The following is a 17,241-nucleotide window of genomic DNA, read 5'->3' on the forward strand; positions in this document are numbered from 1 at the left end:
GTACGGGTCGCCGGGAACCGAAAGCTCGCGGATAAGCGTTGACGATCACATGGGGACCAAGGGGACGGCGGGCGCCACGGGCTCCGCAGGATCGGGGACCGGCACCGGCATCAGCCGGCGCGCGGTGCTGATCGGCGGCGTCGTCACGGCGGCGGGGACGGCGGCGCTGGCGCGGGACCAGCTGAAGCGGGCCTGGTGGCGGCTGCCCGGCGTGGAGAAGCCGCGCAAGCCGGGCGAGGTGGACTACGCACGGGCCACGTGGACGGCGGCCTCCGAGGCGAACTGGCGTCGGGCGGACCGCCCCGACGACTACGACGTCGACCGTGTGGTCATCCATGTCACACAGGGCAGCTTCGCCAGTGCGGTCCGGGCCTTCCAGGACCCGGACCACCAGGCGGCGGCCCACTACGTGGTGCGCAAGGACGGGCATGTGACGCAGATGATCCGCGAGCTGGACGTGGCGTTCCACGCGGGCAACCGCTCCTACAACGAACGCAGCGTCGGGATCGAGCACGAGGGCTTCGTGGACCGGCCGCAGGACTTCACGGCCGCGATGTACGGGGCGTCGGCCCGGCTGACCGCGGCGATATGCGCGAGGTACGACATACCGGTGGACCGCGAGCACATCATCGGGCACGTGGAGGTGCCGGGGACCGACCACACGGACCCGGGCACGCACTGGGACTGGGACCGCTACCTGAAGCTGGTCCGGGCCGCGCGGGTCTGAGGCAGGGCGCGGGGACCGTCGGCCGGGCCCGGACCGGTGCCCTCGACCGAGGCCGGGCGCGGGGGCCTTCGGCCGGGGCGGACCAGAGCCCTCGACCGAGGCCGGGGGCGCGAGCCCTCGGCCGGGGGCCGTCGGCCCGCCGGGGCCCGTCGCCGGGCCCGGCCCCGGGGACAGGCCGTCAGCTGAGCCCCGCGCTCCTCGCCCGCTCCACGGCGGGGCCGATCGCCCGCACCACGTCCTCGACGTCCTGCCTGACCGAGGTGTGGCCGAAGGAGAAGCGCAGGGTGCCGCGGGCCAGGTCCGGGTCGGTGCCGGTGGCCAGCAGGACGTGGCTGGGCTGGGCGATGCCCGCCGTGCAGGCGGAGCCGGTGGAGCATTCGATGCCCTGGGCGTCCAGCAGCAGGAGGAGCGAGTCGCCCTCGCAGCCGGGGAAGGAGAAGTGCGCGTTGGCGGGCAGCCGCCCCCCGGGGGCCGGGTCGCCGCCGAGGACGACGTCGGGGACCCGGGCCAGGACGGCCGCGACCAGCTCGTCGCGGAGACCGCCGATCTTCCGGGCGAAGTCCTCGCGTCCCTCGGCGGCGATCCTGCCCGCGGCGGCGAACGCGGCGATGGCGGGCACGTCCAGGGTGCCGGAGCGCACATGGCGTTCCTGCCCGCCGCCGTGCAGCACGGGCACGGGGGTGTACGCGCGGCCGAGCAGCAGCGCGCCGACGCCGGACGGACCACCGATCTTGTGCGCGCTCACGGTCATCGCGGCCAGCCCGGAGCGGGCGAAGTCGACGTCGAGCTGCCCGAAGGCCTGCACCGCGTCTGCGTGCATGGGCACGTCGAACTCGCGGGCGACCTCGGCCAGTTCCCGTACCGGCATGACGGTGCCGATCTCGTTGTTCGCCCACATCACGGTGATCAGCGCGACGTCGTCCGGGTCGCGGACCAGCGCCTCGCGCAGCGCGTCCGGGTGGACGCGGCCGTACCGGTCGACGGGGAGGTACTCGACGGTCGCGCCCTCGTGCTCGGCGAGCCAGTCGACGGCGTCCAGCACCGCGTGGTGTTCGACGGGGCTGGCCAGGACCCGGGTGCGGCGGGGGTCGGCGTCGCGGCGGGCCCAGTACAGCCCCTTCACCGCGAGGTTGTCCGACTCGGTGCCGCCGGAGGTGAAGACCACCTCGCTGGGGCGCGCGCCGAGGGCGTCGGCGAGGGTCTCTCTGGACTCCTCGACGGTACGGCGGGCCCGGCGCCCGGCGGCGTGGAGTGAGGACGCGTTCCCGGTGACGGCGAGCTGCGCGGTCATCGCCGCGATCGCCTCCGGAAGCATCGGCGTGGTCGCGGCGTGGTCGAGGTAAGCCATGGTGGGCTCGATTCTACGAGCCCGCGGCGGGGCGTAGGGCGGGCGCATGGTGTCCTTGCGCCCGCGCACCGCGCAGGGCGCGGTCCGGGCCGCCCGGTCCGGGGCCCGATCCGGGGCGCGGAGGGCCGGCGTCCGCGCTCCGTCAGCTGCCGTGGAACTCCGTCAGCTGCCGAAGCTCCAGACGACCGCGCCGCTTCCGGTGACGAGGAAGGCCAGGATCACCAGGTCGGCGATACCGAGCGCGAGCCCGAGCAGGGCGCGGCCGCGACGGGCGGTGGAGCGGGCCAGCGCGACGAGCGCCATGACGATGGCCGCCGGGCCGAGCAGCAGGTTCATCACCAGCAGGCCGACGAGGCCGAGCACGAAGGACGCGACGGCGAGGCTGTCCGCGTTCCGGGTGGACCGCACGGCCGGGGCCGACGGTGCCGGGCCGTGACCGGTGGGCGTCTGCGGGGCACCGCTTGCGGTGGTCTCCTTCCCGGCGGTCACGGCGGGCGCGGCGGGGGCTTCGGAGCGGCGGGTGAAGGCGGTGAGTGTCATCGTGCGGACTCCTTCGGATCTGGCAGTTCTCGGGGATCTGGCGGATCTGGCGGGCCGGAACGCGTCGGCGCGGACGGCCGGGCGGCCCGGGGGGCGGTCACCGCGAGTGGCGGCGGGTGCCCGCTCGCTCGCGCACCGCGAAGACCAGCAGCCAGCAGCCGATCAGGGCGCCGAGCGTGAGGGAGACCGAAAGCGGCATCTGGACCACCGCTCCCAGCACGACCCCCAGCAGGAGCAGGACGGCGACGAGGACGATCATGGTCAGCCTTTCCACATTGAGAGTACGACTGTTCACTGACTCATCAGTCTAGACCTCCTTCCCCTTTCCCGCCCCGGAGAACAGTTGTTTACTGAATGGCATGAGTCACACCGCCGGCATCCGTCAGACCCAGAAGCTGAGGACGCGCCAGTCCCTGCTGGACGCCGCCCTCGGGCTGCTGGAGCACCAGAGCCTGAGCAGCCTGGGCCTGCGCGAGGTGACGCGTGCCGTGGGGGTCACCCCCACGGCCTTCTACCGGCACTTCGACGACATCGCCGCACTCGGTGTGGCCCTCGTCGAGCAGACGCTGGGAAGCCTGCACGGAATGATCGGGGCGATCCTCGCCGAGACCGGTGACAGCGAGGTCCGGCTGGACCGCAGCGTCGAGCTGATAGGCCGTCATGTGCGGGAGCAGCCCGCGCACTTCCGCTTCATCGCCCGCGAGCAGCACGGCGGCGTCGGCCCGGTCCGTGAGGCCATCGCGGCCCAGCTCCAGTTGTTCGCCGAGGAGGTGGCGGCGGCGCTCGCGGGGGAACCCGAGTCCCGGGGCTGGAACGAGGAGGACCTGCTGATGCTGGGCGGTCTCTATGTCGACCACATGGTGATCACCGCATCGGCCATGCTGGACGCCGGCCCGGGCGGCGACGACGAGGTGGCCCGCGTCGCCCGGCGCCGCCTGCGACTGGTCACCCTCGGCCGCCTGCACTGGCTGGACGCCGGGTCCTGAGTCGCCGGGTTCTGAGGGCGCAGCCCCCGGCTTGGACCCGCCACCAGGCCGTACGAACGACGGAGCGGGTGCGGGCGGTCCGCGTACCGCTGTGCCGGGAGTACCGACGCAGCCTGCGGGCGGCGAACACGGTGCCGCGCGGGTCGCCGATGGCGACGGCGGCACGCCCCGGCAGCAGGGCGAGGCCCCCCGTGACGGCGGCGTCCGGCGTAGAGGGGCCCACCGGACGCGGAGAGCGCCTCGGCGTCCCGGTGGATGGTGCGTACGGGGACGTCGAGGCGCTCGGCCGGCTCGGTGGCGGGCACCAGCGCTCGGGTCCGGGGCAGCGGCAGGACCGCGAGCCGCCGGTCGGATGTCACCGGCCCAGGGCCCCCAGGGCCCCGCCGGTGCGGGGGGTCAGCCGCGTGGTGCGCGGGCCAGCTGGCGGGACTGGGCGACCAGTCGGTCCGCGCTGTCCCACACGTCCGCGTCCTCCTCCAGGAAGCCGCCCGCCAGGTTGCGGGTGGTGATGGAGACGCGGAGGGGGCCCGGGGCGGGGCGGCAGCGGATGTGGGTGGTGAGTTCGATGGTCGGCGTCCAGCCCTTGAGCCCGAGCTCGAACGAGGTCGGCGGCAGTGCGTCGACGGTGAGGAGCAGCGAGAGGGGGTCGGCGTCGCGGCCGTCAGCGAGCCCGAACCAGCCGCGCATCTCCCCCTTGCCGGACGGTCGGCCGATCGCCCAGCCGATGGTCGCCGGGTCGAGCTTGATGTCGAGCCGCTCGGTGATGGCGGAGCTGCCGGGGATGGGGGCCGGGCCGTCACTCGGGCCCAGGCACTGCTCCCGGGGCGGGATGGCCGGAGGCTGGGCCGCCGTGCGGATGTCGTCGGTCAGGGCGTCCAGGTCGCCGTACGTGGCGAGGACCCGGATGCGCTCGACCTCGGTGCCGTCCTCGGCGAACTGGTAGAGGGAGGCCTGCCCGGTGGACAGGGTGCGGCCGGTGCGGACGGTCTGGGTGCGGATCACCGCCGGGCCGGGCACGGACGCGGTGAGGTAGTGCGCCGAGACCGAGAAGGGGTCCGCGTGCGGCAGGGCCTCGCCGAGCGCGCGGCCGAGCATGGCCAGCAGATAGCCGCCGTTGACGGCGTGGATGATCGTCCAGCCGGCCGAGAGCTCGGCGTCGTAGACGCCCTCCTCGCGGCGGGTGACGGCGGTGTCGCGGTCGAACTCGCTGTCACCGATGGATGCCTGCGCGGCCGGTGCCGCCTGCGTTGCTGCCTGTCCCATGGAGTGCACCGTACACCGATCCTATTACTGAGCGGTAGCTTTTTTTCTTGGCAGGCGATCGGCCGGTTGAGGGGGCCGGACGACGGCCGGCCCCCTATCCCTCTTCCGGGGTCGCCGAGCGCCTGTTGTAGGCACGCGGGGCCCGCCAGTGGTAGCGCAGCGCCAGCAGGCGCAGAGCGAACGCCGTGAGGACCGCGCAGCCGCTGGTGAAGGCGTTGAGCGCGTCGAAGCGGATGCAGAGCACGATCATGGCCGCCCCGACGATGGCGGGAACCGCGTACAGATCCCGGTCCCAGCGCAGCAGCGAGGGCACCTCGTTGGCCAGCACGTCACGCAGCACACCGCCGCCGACGGCGGTGGCCAGGCCCAGCGCCGCGGACGCGGTCAGCCCGAGTCCGTAGTCGTACGCCTTCACCGTCCCCGTGACGCAGAAGAGCCCGAGGCCGGCCGCGTCGAAGACGTTGACGCCGACCTGGATCCGTTCGACCTGCGGGTGCAGGAAGAAGACCAGGCCGGCGGCGAGCAGCGGGGTGGTGAAGTACCCGAGGTCGGTGAAGGCGGCGGGCGGCACCGCACCGATGATCAGGTCGCGGAACAGCCCCCCGCCCAGCGCGGTCACCTCGGCGAGCACCGCGATGCCGAAGACATCGAAGTTCTTGCGTACGGCGAGCAGAGCGCCGGAGATCGCGAAGACGAAGATTCCGACGATGTCGAGCGCATGCTGGACGGAGGGCGTGAACAGTTCGTTGAGCACCGGACAATTGTGCCGGTGCCGGGCCTGTCCGCCGGACAGGCCCGGAGGGGCCTTACTTCTTCGGGCTGTCCCCCGACGCCTCGGGGGGCGTTGCGGTGCTCTCACCGGCGTCATCGCCGGGCACGTCCGGACCGGCCTCGGGAGCCGTCTCGGGCTCGGCAGCCGTCTCGGGCGCTGCGGCCGTCTCCGGCGCGGGAGCCGCCTCAGGCGCTGCGGCCGTCTCCGGCTCGGGAGCCGCCTCGGGCGCTGCGGCCGTTTCCCCGACCGCCTCCGCCACCGGGGCCACCGGCTCGGCCACCGGCTCCGGCTCCGCCTTCACGACCGGCTCAGGCTCGGCCACCGGCTCCGCCTTCGCGACCGTGACGAGCTCGACCGCTTCCCGGGCCGCGGCCAGCACCTGCTCGCCCGGCGCCTGGTCCTCGGCGTTCTCCGGGTGGTGGCAGGCGACCTGGTGGCCGGTCTTCAGCGCGATCAGCGGCGGCTCCTGCGTCTTGCAGATCTCCGTCGCCTTCCAGCACCGGGTGTGGAAGCGGCAGCCGCTGGGCGGCGAGATCGGCGAGGGCACGTCGCCCTTGAGCAGGATGCGCTCGCTCTTCAGGCCGCGCCGCCGCGGGTCCGGCACCGGCACCGCGGACATCAGGGCCTTGGTGTACGGGTGCATGGGCGCCGCGTACAGCGACTTGCGGTCGGCCAGCTCGACGATCTTGCCCAGGTACATGACCGCGATGCGGTCCGAGACATGGCGGATGACGGAGAGGTCGTGCGCGATGATCACGTACGTGAGCCCGAGCTCCTCCTGGAGGTCGTCCAGCAGGTTCACCACCTGTGCCTGGATCGACACGTCCAGCGCCGAGACCGGCTCGTCGGCGACGACCAGCTTCGGGCGCAGGGCGAGCGCGCGGGCGATGCCGATGCGCTGGCGCTGGCCGCCGGAGAACTCGTGCGGGTAGCGGTTGTAGTGCTCGGGGCTGAGCCCGACCAGCGACAGCAGCTCCTGGACGTGGTTCTTGAGGCCGCCCTCGGGCTCGACGCCCTGGAGCTTGAACGGCGCGCTGACGATCGTGCCGATCGTGTGCCGCGGGTTCAGCGAGGAGTACGGGTCCTGGAAGATCATCTGGACGTCGCGGCGCATCGGCCGCAGCTTCCCCATGGACAGGTGCGTGATGTCCCGGCCCTCGAACTCGACCTTGCCGCCCGTCGGTTCGATCAGCCGGGTGATGAGCCGGCCCATCGTCGACTTGCCGCAGCCGGACTCGCCGACGACGCCCAGGGTCTCTCCCGGGTACACCTCGAAGTCGATGCCGTCGACGGCCTTGACCGCGGCGGTCTGCCGCCCCAGCAGGCCCTTGCGGATCGGGAAGTGCTTGACCAGGCCCTCGACCCTGAGCAGCGGCTCGCGCGAGGAGGTCGCCTGCTCCGGGATCTTCACGTCCTTCTCCGCCACCGGGGGATCCTTCTTCTCGCTCACGTCGCTCACATCACTCGCCTCGCTCACAGCTTCGGCGCAATCTCTTCGGTCCAGATCCGGGTCCGCTCCTCCGGCGCCATGTGGCAGGCGGAGAAGTGACCGTCGCCGACCAGTTCCAGCTCGGGACGCGTCGTGCGGGTGAGGTTGTCCTTGGGGATGTCCGCGTACGGGCAGCGCGGGTTGAAGGCGCAGCCGCTCGGGACGTTGATCAGCGACGGCGGCTGGCCCTTGACGGGGATCAGCCGCTCGGTCTGCTCCCGGTCGATGCGCGGCATCGAGGTGAGCAGGCCCCAGGTGTACGGGTGCTGGGCCTCGTAGAAGACCTTCTCCGCCGGTCCGCGCTCGATGCACCGGCCGCCGTACATCACCAGGAGCTCGTCGGCCATCTCGGCGACGACCCCGAGGTCGTGGGTGATCATGATGACGGCGGAGCCGAACTCCTTCTGCAGGTCCCGGATCAGGTCCAGGATCTGTGCCTGGACGGTGACGTCCAGGGCGGTGGTCGGCTCGTCGGCGATGAGCAGTTCCGGGTTGTTGACCAGGGCCATCGCGATCATGGCGCGCTGGCGCATACCGCCGGAGAACTCGTGGGGATAGGCGTCGACCCGCTTGTGCGGCTCGGGGATGCCGACCCGGTCGAGCATCTCGACGGCGCGGGTGCGGGCCGTCTTCTTGCTGACCTTGTTGTGGACCCGGTACGCCTCCACGATCTGCGCGCCGACCGAGAAGTACGGGTGCATCGCGGAGAGCGGGTCCTGGAAGATCATGGCCATCTTGCGGCCGCGCAGTTCGCGCACCCGGTCGTCGGACGCGCCGATCAGCTCCTCGCCGTCCAGCCAGACCTCGCCGGATATGCGGGCGTTGGCGGCCGTGCGGTGCAGGCCGAGCACGCCCAGCGAGGTGACGGACTTCCCGGAGCCGGACTCGCCGACGATGCCGAGGGTCTGCCCGGGCTTGACGTCGAAGCTGACGCCGTCGACCGACTTGACCAGACCGTCGTCGGTGTTGAAGTGGATGCGCAGGTCCCGTACGGAGAGGAAGGCGTCATCGCTGCCGGCCCGCGCGGCGGTGGCGGGCTCGCCCACCGCCGCGGTCTGTGCCTTGGAAACCTCGGTCACGAAAGCCTCACCCTGGGGTCGATGGCGGCGTACACCAGATCCACCAGCAGATTGCAGATGACGATGAAGAAGGCGGCGACGAGCGTCACGCCCATGACGATCGGCAGGTCGTTCTCCTGCACGCTCTTGATGGCGTACTGGCCGAGCCCGGGGAAGGAGAACACGGTCTCGGTGATGACGGCGCCGCCGACCAGCAGGCCGAAGTCCATGCCGAAGATGGTGACGATCGGGGTGAGCGCGGCCCGCAGACCGTGCTTGCCGATGACCCGGCTCTCCTTGAGGCCCTTGGCGCGGGCCGTACGGATGTAGTCCTCGCCCATCGTCTCCAGCATCCCGGCTCTGGTGATGCGGGCGTAGAGCGCGGAGTAGAGGAAGGCCAGCGAGCACCACGGGATCAGCATGTTCCACGCCCAGTCCAGTGGACTGTCCGTGAACGCGACGTAGTTGACGCCTTCCCAGACCGGCCACTGCACGGTCAGCACACCGAGCGCGAGCATGCCGGTGAAGAAGATCGGCAGGGAGACGCCGGCGAGTGCGACGCCCATGAAGAAGCGGTCGAGGATCGAGCCCCGCTTGAGCGCGGAGACGACACCGATCGCCACACCGCTGATCAGCCAGATCGCCGCGGCGCCGATGGCGAGCGAGAACGTGACCGGGATGCGCGCGGTCAGCTCGGGCCACACCTCGACGTGCCGCTTGAAGGAGTAGCCGAAGCACGGCACACCGCAGTGCGTGGCCTCGGGGCCGAACTGGAAGTCGGCGCCGACGAAGAGCTGCTTGAGGAAGTGCCAGTACTGGATGTACAGCGGCTGGTCGAGGCCGAGGTTCTGCTTGACCGCGAGGATGGACTGCGGATTGGCGTCCTTGCCCACGTACTGGGCCGCCAATTGGTCCATCGTCTGCCCGGCCAGTCGGGGGACGAGGAAGAAGATCGCGAAGGTGACTGCGCTGACGATCAACAGCAGCAGTACCGCGCCGAAGACGCGTCGGATGATGTACGCAGCCACAGCTATCCGGCGCCGGTATCTGCTCGCCGGGGGTGACCCATGCGGTCGGACACCGTGCCTTCACCTGCCTTTCGGGACAATTCTGGGGGTCCGGAGGCCGCCTCCCGGGCCGCGTGCGCGGCCCGGGAGGCGGGGCCGTTCCTACTTGGCGGAACCCATCAGCACGTAGTCGTACATGCCGAGGTAGGCCTGGGTGACCGTGACGTTCGTCGCGGACTCCGGGCGGAGCAGCAGGTTCTTGCGGTAGATCAGCGGCACGGCGGTGGCGCCTTCGGCGACAGCCCTGTCGACGTTGGCCCAGGCCTTCGCACGGGCGGCGTCGTCCGTGGTGGCGATGCCGTCGTTGAGCAGCTTGTTAATCTTCGGGTCGTTCAGTTCCTGGACGTTGTTACCACCGGACGGCTTGATGGCCGAGCCGTTGATGATCTGGTCCAGGAAGCCGAAGCCGGTCGGCCAGTCCGCACCCCAGGCGCTCATGATCATGCCGAGCTTGTTCGCGTGCACGTAGCTCGGGTTGCCCGCGAAGTTCTGGAAGTACTTGCCCGCCGGGAAGGTCTTGATCTCGGCGTTGACGCCGATCTTCTTGAGCGAGGCCTGCACCGCGGTGACCATGGCCATCTCGGCGGGGCGGTCGGAACGGGCCGAGATCTTGGTGTCGAAGCCGGTCGGCTTGCCACACTGCTTCAGCTCGTCCTTGGCCTTGGCCTCGTCGCCCTTGTGGCCGGCGGACTCGTACAGGTCGAACTTCTCGTAACCGTTGACCGTCGGCGGCAGCAGGGTCGTCGCGACGTCACCCTTGGGGTCGCCACCCTGGGCGGCCTGGATCGACGCCTTGTCGATGCCCCACTGCACGGCCTTGCGGCAGTGGATGTTGTCGAACGGCGCGACGTTGACGTTCAGACCGATGTACGAGGTGGCGCCCGCGTACGAGTTGTCGGTCTGCTTCTTCAGGTCGGCCTTGGTGAGGACCTTGGGCTGGGTCGCCGGGGCGACACCGGTGCCGGCGCCGTCGACGGTGATGTTGTCGGAGAGCAGGTTGTTGTCGACCGTCTCCTGCTTGACCTTGAAGCGGATCGTCACCTTGTCCGGCAGCGCCGGGCGCAGGGTGTCCGTCTTCGGGTCCCAGTTCGTGTTGCGGACCAGGGTCGCGCCGCGGCCCTCGTCGTACGACTCGAACTTGTACGGGCCCGAGGACACGATGTGCTTCACATAGTCGGCGCCCTTGTCCTTCGCGGCCGGCACGGGGGCCGTCTGCGAGAAGGTCGCCAGGTAGTCGAAGTCCGCGAAGGCGTCCTTCAGCTTGAAGACGATCGTGGAGTCGTCCGGCGTCTCGATGGAGGCGATGCCGTTCGGGTTCTTGTCCTTGTACGGACCCTGGTACTTGTCGCCGCCCAGGAGGTGGGCCTTGAAGTACGTCGGGCCGTTGGACAGGGCCTCCGGCGAGAAGTTGGAGCGCTCGACGGCGTACTTGACGTCCTTCGAGGTGATCGGGGTCCCGTCCTCGTACTTGAGACCCTTCTTCAGCGTGTACGTCCAGGTCTTCGCGTCCGGGCTCGCCTTGCCGAGGCCCTCCGCGAGGTCCGGGACGACCTCCAGCCCCTCCTTGCCGGCAGCCGGCTTGAAGGACGTCAGGGTCCGGCCGTACAGGCGGGAGAAGTTCTGCACCCAGCCGTAGTACGTGTTGCCGGGGTCGAGCGAGTCGGGCTCGTCGGACATCTCCAGCTTGAGCGTCCCGCCCTTCTTGTCCGACTTGTTGACGATCGAGGTCAGCGCGGCGTCGGTGGCGCCGGAGCCGCCCTTTCCGCCCTTACCGCCGTCGTCGTCCTTGGAGCCGTTGCACGCGGAAGCTCCGAGCATCAGGACCACAGCTGTGGCGACCACCGCTGTCGTTTTTCTGGTCTTCACCTGAGGAAATCCCCCTCAATCGATGGTTGCCGTGGCTTGTCGCACGACGTTGTGACGAGCACCCGGGCACTACTTGCTACGAGGATCGAGAGCATCACGCAGCCCGTCTCCCAGCAGGTTGAATGCCAGCACCGTGACGAAAATGGCCACGCCCGGCACGATCATGTACATCGGGTCGTTCTGGTAGAAGTCGATCGCGTTGGTGAGCATCCCGCCCCAGGAGGACTGCGGCGGCGCGATACCCACACCGAGATAGCTGAGGCCCGCCTCGAAGAGGATGTTCGAGGGGATGAGCAGCGTGGAGTAGACGAGGACGGGCGCCACCAGGTTCGGCAGCAGCTCCCGGAAGAGGATGAACGGTCCCCGGGCGCCCAACGACCGTGCCGCCTCCACGAATTCGCGATTGCGCAGGCTCATGGTCTGGGCGCGGACGATGCGGCCCATGTACGGCCAGCTGAAGAAGCCGATCACGAAGATCAGTACCGCGATCCGCAGCGGCAGCCCCTCCAGGCCGAAGGCGCCGTCCTGCAGGGCCGCCGAGATGGAGATCGCGAACAGCAGCAGCGGGAACGCCAGGAAGGTGTCCATCATGCGGCTGATGACGGTGTCCACCCAGCCGCCGTAGAAGCCCGACACCACGCCGAAGAAGACGCCGATCACCACGGAGAGCAGGGTGGCTCCGACCGCGACGACCAGGGACACCCAGGAGCCCTCGATGATCCGGGACATGATGTCGCGGCCGTACTGCGGCTCGACGCCGAGCGGGTGGCTCCAGCTGATGCCGCCCCAGTCGCCCTTGGGCGCGAGCAGCGCGGGGTCGATGAGGTCCTGGTGGAACTCGTTGGGGTCCAGCCCGAAGACGGCCTGGATCGGCTTGGAGAGCACGGCGAGCAGGATCAGCAGGATGACAACGATGCCGCCTGCCACCGCCACCTTGTCGCGCTTGAAGCGCGTCCAGGCGATCTGCCCGAGCGAACGGCCTTCGATCTGGCTCTGTTTGACTCCCGTGAGTACTGCCTCCGGCTGCGCCTCGGCAGCCGAACCGGTGGTCTCGATCGGTGCGGTCACAGTGCCTCTGACCCCTCCCGCCGGCGGTGGCCGGCCCCTACTCGCCGCGGTGACGGCCTGGCGCGTGTCAGCCGAAGCGCTTGACTCGGCTGATGTGTTCGGTGCTCAGCCGCAGCACGTGCTGCGGCTGATGTGTTGTTCGGTGCGATGAATGCGTCTGCGGAATGACCGCTGGGGCAACCTCGTACAAAGGGCGGACGATCCCCACTAGCCGGGAGTCTTCAACGCCGTCGTGATCACCCGCCAGACCTGACGGGGAATGTTTGCTCAAACGTGATGCGGTCAGTGAGCTTCCGTTATCCGGACAGCCTGAACGAGTGAGCGGACTACTCGGCCGCTAATCCACCAGAACGGACATGACGCCCAACGGGCTTCATTGGGTGGCTATTTGGGTGACCGGGGCGGTGGTCTTGTCCGGCGGGGAGCCGTTTGTCCGGTCCTGGGACCGGGGCCGGACGGGCCTAGTAGGCGCGCGGGGCGGGGCCGGGGGGCTGCGGGTAGCCGTAACCCGGAGCGACGGAGGCGCCACGGCCGACCGGGGCGTGCGGCTCCCGGTCGTAGAACGGACGGGAGTTGGCGCGCAGCCACATCGCGACCGGGTCGTAGTCGTCGGCCATCGCGACCGTGGAGACCGGGAGCCCCTCCGGAACCGCTCCGACGGACTGCGCCATCATCGCCCGCACGGCGTCCACGGAGGGCCCGCTCGTGTCGTACAGGTCGAGACCGATGGCGAGGTACGGGACGCCGAGCGCGGGCTGCACCCAGGCGCGGCGAAGCGAGCGGATCGCGGGGGTGCGGTGGGCGTTCTGCGTGAGCTGGGCGTAGAACTGCGGGATCTCGATGGCGGGCTCGCTGATCCGCAGCGGGCCGGCGGGCATCCGCTCCAGGCCGGTGGCGATCCGGCGCAGGTCCAGCCAGGGGATGCCGACGCCGCCGCCCGGGGCATGCGGATTCAGCCAGATGCCCCAGCGGTCGGGGAACAGGGCGCGGGAGATGTCCCGGCCGCCCACGACCTCGTGGTCCCGGTTCCAGCCGCTGGCGGAGAGCTCCTGGGCGGAGGTGACGCAGGGGGCGTAGCCGAGGCCGTCGATCTCCATGTTGCCGTACTGGGCGTCGGGAGAGCCGGCCCTGCCGTGCCAGAGCAGCATCCAGACCTGGTCGGCCGCCAGGGCGTGGAGGAGGGCCTCGTACGCGTCGTAGCGCCCGGGCGTCACCTGTCGCAGCATGTGCTCGACCGTTCCCCGAGCTCTCGGCTCCGCTCGAGCAGGGGAGACCCCATCGGCCGCCCCCATGCCTGACGCACTCACCCTGGGTCCCGCCCCTCTTCGATCCACTGTGTCGGCCTGCCGCTCCCGGGGCTCTCGGGGACGGCGCGGTGCCGAGGCACCCGCCATCAAACCAGCTTATGCGGCGGCCCTGACACCGACTTGACGCCAGGGGCCGCCGCCGTCCCGCGGCGCCGGTCCCCGTGCCCTACCGCTACTCGGCGGCGCGCTGGTAGAAGGGCCGCACCCGCGCCCGCATCCAGTCGGCGACCGGGTCCTGGGCCACGTCGAGCAGCACCAGGTTGACCGGCCAGGGCACCTCGACGCGCCCCAGTGCCCGCCCCAGGGCGTCCATGGGGGCGTTGCGCCCGGCTCCCTCCCAGGTGGAGAACTCGATGCCGACGAAGAGGACGGGGTCCGCGCCCTCGATGCTGGCCAGGGCGCGGCGGGCGCTGAGCACGACGCCGCTGGCCTCGAACTCCCCGGCCGCGGCGGAGAGGAAATCGACGGGGTCCTCCTGCCAGTCCGGCTCGTACAGCCGGACCCGTCCGCCACTGGCCGGACCGTCCAGCACGGTGCGGCCCGCCCGGCAGAGCTCGGCGACGGCGGGCGGGGGGAGCGGCATGCCGACCGCGCCGCCCGGGTTCACCGCGACGCCGAGCTGCGGGGGCAGGCCCCGGGCGAAGTCGCGGGCGGGGGCCACGGTGAACGACATGTGCGCGCCGACGCAGGCGAGGAACTGCTGTTCGGAGCTGAACACGGGGACGTACGGCGCGCCCTCGATGTCCAGCGTCGGCAGATCGAGGTCGGTGGCGTCCGGTCCGCCGCCGTTGGGCAGCGGCACCCAGACATGGCTGCGCCCGAGCACCTCCACCAGCCGGCCGCCCGCCTCGGGGCTGCCGACCGAGGCGCTCAGTACTTCTTCGAGCTCGTTGGCCGGCCATCCGCCCTGCGGATGGGTCCGGGCCGGTGCCGGAATGTCCACTGTCTCCCTCTCTCGCCCCATGTCGTGCAGCAAGAGATTAACGCCGCGCGCGTGGTCCGCCGCCCGTCGCGCACGGCTGTCCAGCCTTCGGACGGCCCCCGCTCAGGCCTCACTCTGTGCGTCTGCGAATGTGATGCGCGTCAGCAGCCCGGCCGCCTCGCGGTCCAGCAGCACCGCCGAGGCGCACCCGAGCGGCAGCAGACCGGACTCGGTGTCCCGCAGCAGCCGGCCCACGGCCCTGCGGTGACGGGCGAACGCGTACCCGGAGACTCCGCGCCCGCGCTCGCGCTGGCCCTCCCGCGCGGTCTGCGGGGTGACGTCGAGCAGCACGAGGTGCAGGGTGCGGCCGCGCCGCCGGGCGTGCCGGGCCAGCCAGCCGCGCACCCAGGCCTGCGTGCCGCAGTCGTGGACGACGACGGAGTGGCCGGAGCGCAGCACCCGCCACAGTCCCCAGTAGTGGGCGACGCGGACGAGCGGGCGGTAGAGGGCGTACGGGAGTAAGCGGGGCATCCGGGCCGCCCAGCGGTCCCTGGTGTCCTGGGAGTCGATGGCGTGGGCCGAGACGGCCCGTCCCATGAGCGTCGACTTGCCGCTGCCGGGCAGTCCGGAGACCACCACCACGTCCCCCGCCGCGAAGTGCAGGCCGCGCGGGCTGCGCCCGTCCCGCTCCCGCAGGTCCCGCACGACGGGTGCGTGCGGTCCCACCGTCTCCGTGGCCGGCGCCCCCGGCTGCGCGGGCAGTGCCCCGTGCGCGACCCCCGCGGTCGTCGCGTACCGCTGCAACGTCATCGCCCTCCCCCTGTCGCCTGACCCACACCTGCTCAAGAAGTGTAAAGAAAAGGTAATGCGGCACAACCGTCCGACCCGCCGGAACCCGTAGGAGACGGGCATCGGCACCGAACCCCCACTCTCCCGCAATGCGTGCGATGATGACCCCGTCAACTGCATAAAGGCCGCTCGAATCCGCGCGGGAGAGTCCCGGCCGCCGTGCCGGGCGCCGAAGGAGCAAGATCCTCCCTTGAATCTCTCAGGCCCCGTACCGCGTGGATGAGGCAGATCTGAAAAGCGAGCCGCCCCGCGGCTCCACCCAAGGTGCAAGCCGAACCCCTGCGGGGCCTCTCGGCGAACCTCTCAGGTTCCGATGACAGATGGGGAGGGATCGTCCTCGTCGTCATGCCCTGGGAGCCTTGTCCAATGAGTACTGCCCCCCGCCTCACCGCCCTCGATGCCGTGCACCGTTCGCTCGGTGCGACCATGACCGACTTCGCGGGCTGGGACATGCCGCTGCGCTACGCCAGTGAGCGTGACGAGCACAACGCCGTGCGCACGAAGGCCGGCCTCTTCGACCTGTCCCACATGGGCGAGATCACCGTCACCGGCCCCGCGGCCGTGGACCTGCTGAACTTCGCGCTCGTCGGCAACATCGGCACCGTCTCGGTGGGCCGGGCCCGCTACACGATGATCTGCGCCGAGGACGGCGGCATCCTGGACGACCTGATCGTGTACCGCCTGGCGGAGACCGAGTACATGGTCGTGGCCAACGCCGGCAACGCGCAGATCGTGCTGGACGCGCTGACCGCGCGGGCCGAGGGCTTCGACGCCGAGGTGCGCGACGACCGCGACGCGTACGCGCTGCTCGCCGTCCAGGGCCCCGGGTCCCCCGCCATCCTGGCCGCCGTCACCGACGCCGACCTGGACGGTCTGAAGTACTACGCCGGTCTGCCCGGCACGGTCGCCGGTGTCCCCGCGCTCATCGCCCGTACCGGCTACACCGGCGAGGACGGCTTCGAGCTGTTCGTCGCACCCGAGCACGCCGAGCAGCTGTGGCGGGCCCTCACCGAGGCGGGCGCCTCGCACGGACTGATCCCCTGCGGGCTCTCCTGCCGCGACACGCTGCGCCTGGAGGCGGGCATGCCGCTGTACGGGCACGAGCTGACCACGGCGCTGACGCCGTTCGACGCCGGGCTGGGCCGGGTGGTGAAGTTCGAGAAGGAGGGCGACTTCGTCGGCCGCAAGGCCCTGGAGGCCGCCGCCGAGCGCGCCGAGACCGCCCCGCCCCGCAAGCTCGTCGGCCTGGTGGCCGAGGGCCGCCGGGTACCGCGCGCCGGGTTCGCCGTCGTCGCCGGCGGCCAGGTCATCGGCGAGGTCACCTCGGGCGCACCCTCGCCCACGCTCGGCAAGCCCCTCGCCATGGCGTACGTCGACGCCGCACACGCCGCGCCCGGCACCGCGGGCGTCGCCGTGGACATCCGGGGCAGCCACGAGCCGTACGAGGTCGTGGCGCTGCCGTTCTACAAGCGGCAGAAGTAGAAGAGCGGCGCGCCACGGGCACCGCGTACGTGACGCAGTCCCGTCTCACACCGTAAGACCATCGTTCATCAGCACTCCCCCGCGTACAGGAGAATTCAGGTCATGAGCAACCCCCAGCAGCTGCGGTACAGCAAGGAGCACGAGTGGCTGTCGGCCGTCGAGGACGGCGTGGCCACGATCGGCATCACGGAGTACGCGGCCAACGCGCTCGGTGACGTCGTCTACGCCCAGCTCCCCGAGGTCGGCGACACGGTGACCGCGGGCGAGACCTGCGGCGAGCTGGAGTCGACCAAGTCGGTCAGCGACCTGTACTCGCCGGTGAGCGGCGAGGTCACCGCCGCGAACCAGGACGTCGTGGACGACCCGTCGCTGGTGAACTCCGCTCCGTTCGAAGGCGGCTGGCTGTTCAAGGTACGCGTCGCGGAGGAGCCGAAGGACCTGCTCTCCGCCGACGAGTACACCGCGTTCTCCGGCAACTGAGACCCCAAGGGACCACC

17 protein-coding genes and 1 riboswitch are annotated in these 17,241 nt (G+C 70.9%); of the genes, 4 read left to right on the forward strand and 13 right to left on the reverse strand.

Annotation, left to right across the window (positions count from 1 at the left end):
* The first annotated feature begins 49 nt into the window (after positions 1 to 49).
* Entirely contained in the window at positions 50 to 727 is a 678-nt protein-coding gene (locus ABZ454_RS21960; protein WP_356316619.1) for an N-acetylmuramoyl-L-alanine amidase, read from the forward strand.
* Between the two features lie 178 nt (positions 728 to 905).
* Here ABZ454_RS21960 and ABZ454_RS21965 read toward each other — a convergent pair whose 3' ends face one another.
* The 3 genes from ABZ454_RS21965 to ABZ454_RS21975 all read right to left on the reverse strand — a co-directional run bounded on the left by ABZ454_RS21965 (position 906) and on the right by ABZ454_RS21975 (position 2,910).
* Entirely contained in the window at positions 906 to 2,075 is a 1,170-nt protein-coding gene (locus ABZ454_RS21965) for a cysteine desulfurase family protein (protein ID WP_359540073.1), read from the reverse strand.
* 162 nt (positions 2,076 to 2,237) lie between these two features.
* On the reverse strand, positions 2,238 to 2,615 hold the full coding sequence (locus ABZ454_RS21970) for a DUF4190 domain-containing protein (protein ID WP_359540076.1): 378 nt from the start codon (positions 2,613 to 2,615) through the stop codon (positions 2,238 to 2,240).
* A 97-nt stretch (positions 2,616 to 2,712) separates the two neighbouring features.
* On the reverse strand, positions 2,713 to 2,910 hold the full coding sequence (locus ABZ454_RS21975; RefSeq protein WP_359540186.1) for a hypothetical protein: 198 nt from the start codon (positions 2,908 to 2,910) through the stop codon (positions 2,713 to 2,715).
* 64 nt (positions 2,911 to 2,974) lie between these two features.
* Between ABZ454_RS21975 and ABZ454_RS21980 the strand changes: the two genes are divergently transcribed.
* On the forward strand, positions 2,975 to 3,601 hold the full coding sequence (locus tag ABZ454_RS21980) for a TetR family transcriptional regulator (RefSeq protein WP_359540079.1): 627 nt from the start codon (positions 2,975 to 2,977) through the stop codon (positions 3,599 to 3,601).
* Positions 3,602 to 3,997: 396 nt separating this feature from the next.
* On the opposite strand, the gene ABZ454_RS21985 is transcribed toward ABZ454_RS21980, so the two are convergent.
* From ABZ454_RS21985 to ABZ454_RS22030, 10 genes are all read right to left on the reverse strand, one after another.
* Positions 3,998 to 4,864, reverse strand: coding sequence for a thioesterase family protein (locus ABZ454_RS21985; RefSeq protein WP_356316611.1), 867 nt, complete (start codon positions 4,862 to 4,864; stop codon positions 3,998 to 4,000).
* Between the two features lie 94 nt (positions 4,865 to 4,958).
* Positions 4,959 to 5,618, reverse strand: coding sequence for a trimeric intracellular cation channel family protein (locus ABZ454_RS21990; protein ID WP_359540082.1), 660 nt, complete (start codon positions 5,616 to 5,618; stop codon positions 4,959 to 4,961).
* A gap of 52 nt (positions 5,619 to 5,670) precedes the next feature.
* The gene (locus ABZ454_RS21995; RefSeq protein ID WP_359540176.1) at positions 5,671 to 7,062 is read right to left on the reverse strand and encodes a dipeptide ABC transporter ATP-binding protein; all 1,392 of its coding nucleotides are present in this window, start codon (positions 7,060 to 7,062) and stop codon (positions 5,671 to 5,673) included.
* A gap of 47 nt (positions 7,063 to 7,109) precedes the next feature.
* Positions 7,110 to 8,204 carry an ABC transporter ATP-binding protein gene (locus ABZ454_RS22000; RefSeq protein ID WP_356316607.1) on the reverse strand — a complete coding sequence of 365 codons (1,095 nt, stop codon included), beginning with the start codon at positions 8,202 to 8,204 and terminating at the stop codon, positions 7,110 to 7,112.
* The gene (locus ABZ454_RS22005; RefSeq protein ID WP_356316605.1) at positions 8,201 to 9,211 is read right to left on the reverse strand and encodes an ABC transporter permease; all 1,011 of its coding nucleotides are present in this window, start codon (positions 9,209 to 9,211) and stop codon (positions 8,201 to 8,203) included. The genes ABZ454_RS22000 and ABZ454_RS22005 overlap by 4 nt, the downstream gene beginning before the upstream one ends.
* Before the next feature lie 141 nt (positions 9,212 to 9,352).
* Entirely contained in the window at positions 9,353 to 11,116 is a 1,764-nt protein-coding gene (locus tag ABZ454_RS22010) for an ABC transporter substrate-binding protein (protein WP_356316603.1), read from the reverse strand.
* Between the two features lie 69 nt (positions 11,117 to 11,185).
* The gene (locus tag ABZ454_RS22015) at positions 11,186 to 12,184 is read right to left on the reverse strand and encodes an ABC transporter permease (protein WP_356316601.1); all 999 of its coding nucleotides are present in this window, start codon (positions 12,182 to 12,184) and stop codon (positions 11,186 to 11,188) included.
* 461 nt (positions 12,185 to 12,645) lie between these two features.
* Positions 12,646 to 13,410 (reverse strand): enhanced serine sensitivity protein SseB C-terminal domain-containing protein, encoded by a 765-nt coding sequence (locus ABZ454_RS22020; protein WP_359540084.1) that lies wholly within the window; start codon positions 13,408 to 13,410, stop codon positions 12,646 to 12,648.
* 253 nt (positions 13,411 to 13,663) lie between these two features.
* Entirely contained in the window at positions 13,664 to 14,434 is a 771-nt protein-coding gene (locus ABZ454_RS22025; RefSeq protein WP_356316597.1) for an enhanced serine sensitivity protein SseB, read from the reverse strand.
* 102 nt (positions 14,435 to 14,536) lie between these two features.
* On the reverse strand, positions 14,537 to 15,223 hold the full coding sequence (locus ABZ454_RS22030; protein WP_359540086.1) for an AAA family ATPase: 687 nt from the start codon (positions 15,221 to 15,223) through the stop codon (positions 14,537 to 14,539).
* Positions 15,224 to 15,392: 169 nt separating this feature from the next.
* Positions 15,393 to 15,486, forward strand: a riboswitch (glycine riboswitch).
* Positions 15,487 to 15,628: 142 nt separating this feature from the next.
* Here ABZ454_RS22030 and gcvT point away from each other — a divergent pair.
* Positions 15,629 to 16,744 (forward strand): glycine cleavage system aminomethyltransferase GcvT, encoded by a 1,116-nt coding sequence (gene gcvT / locus ABZ454_RS22035; RefSeq protein ID WP_356316593.1) that lies wholly within the window; start codon positions 15,629 to 15,631, stop codon positions 16,742 to 16,744.
* A 102-nt stretch (positions 16,745 to 16,846) separates the two neighbouring features.
* Positions 16,847 to 17,224, forward strand: a complete 378-nt coding sequence (gene gcvH, locus ABZ454_RS22040) for a glycine cleavage system protein GcvH (RefSeq protein WP_356316591.1) — start codon at positions 16,847 to 16,849, stop codon at positions 17,222 to 17,224.
* The last annotated feature ends 17 nt before the right edge of the window (positions 17,225 to 17,241 follow it).

It is taken from the genome of Streptomyces sp. NPDC005803 (genome assembly GCF_040630435.1).
Taxonomy (GTDB): Bacteria; Actinomycetota; Actinomycetes; order Streptomycetales; family Streptomycetaceae; genus Streptomyces.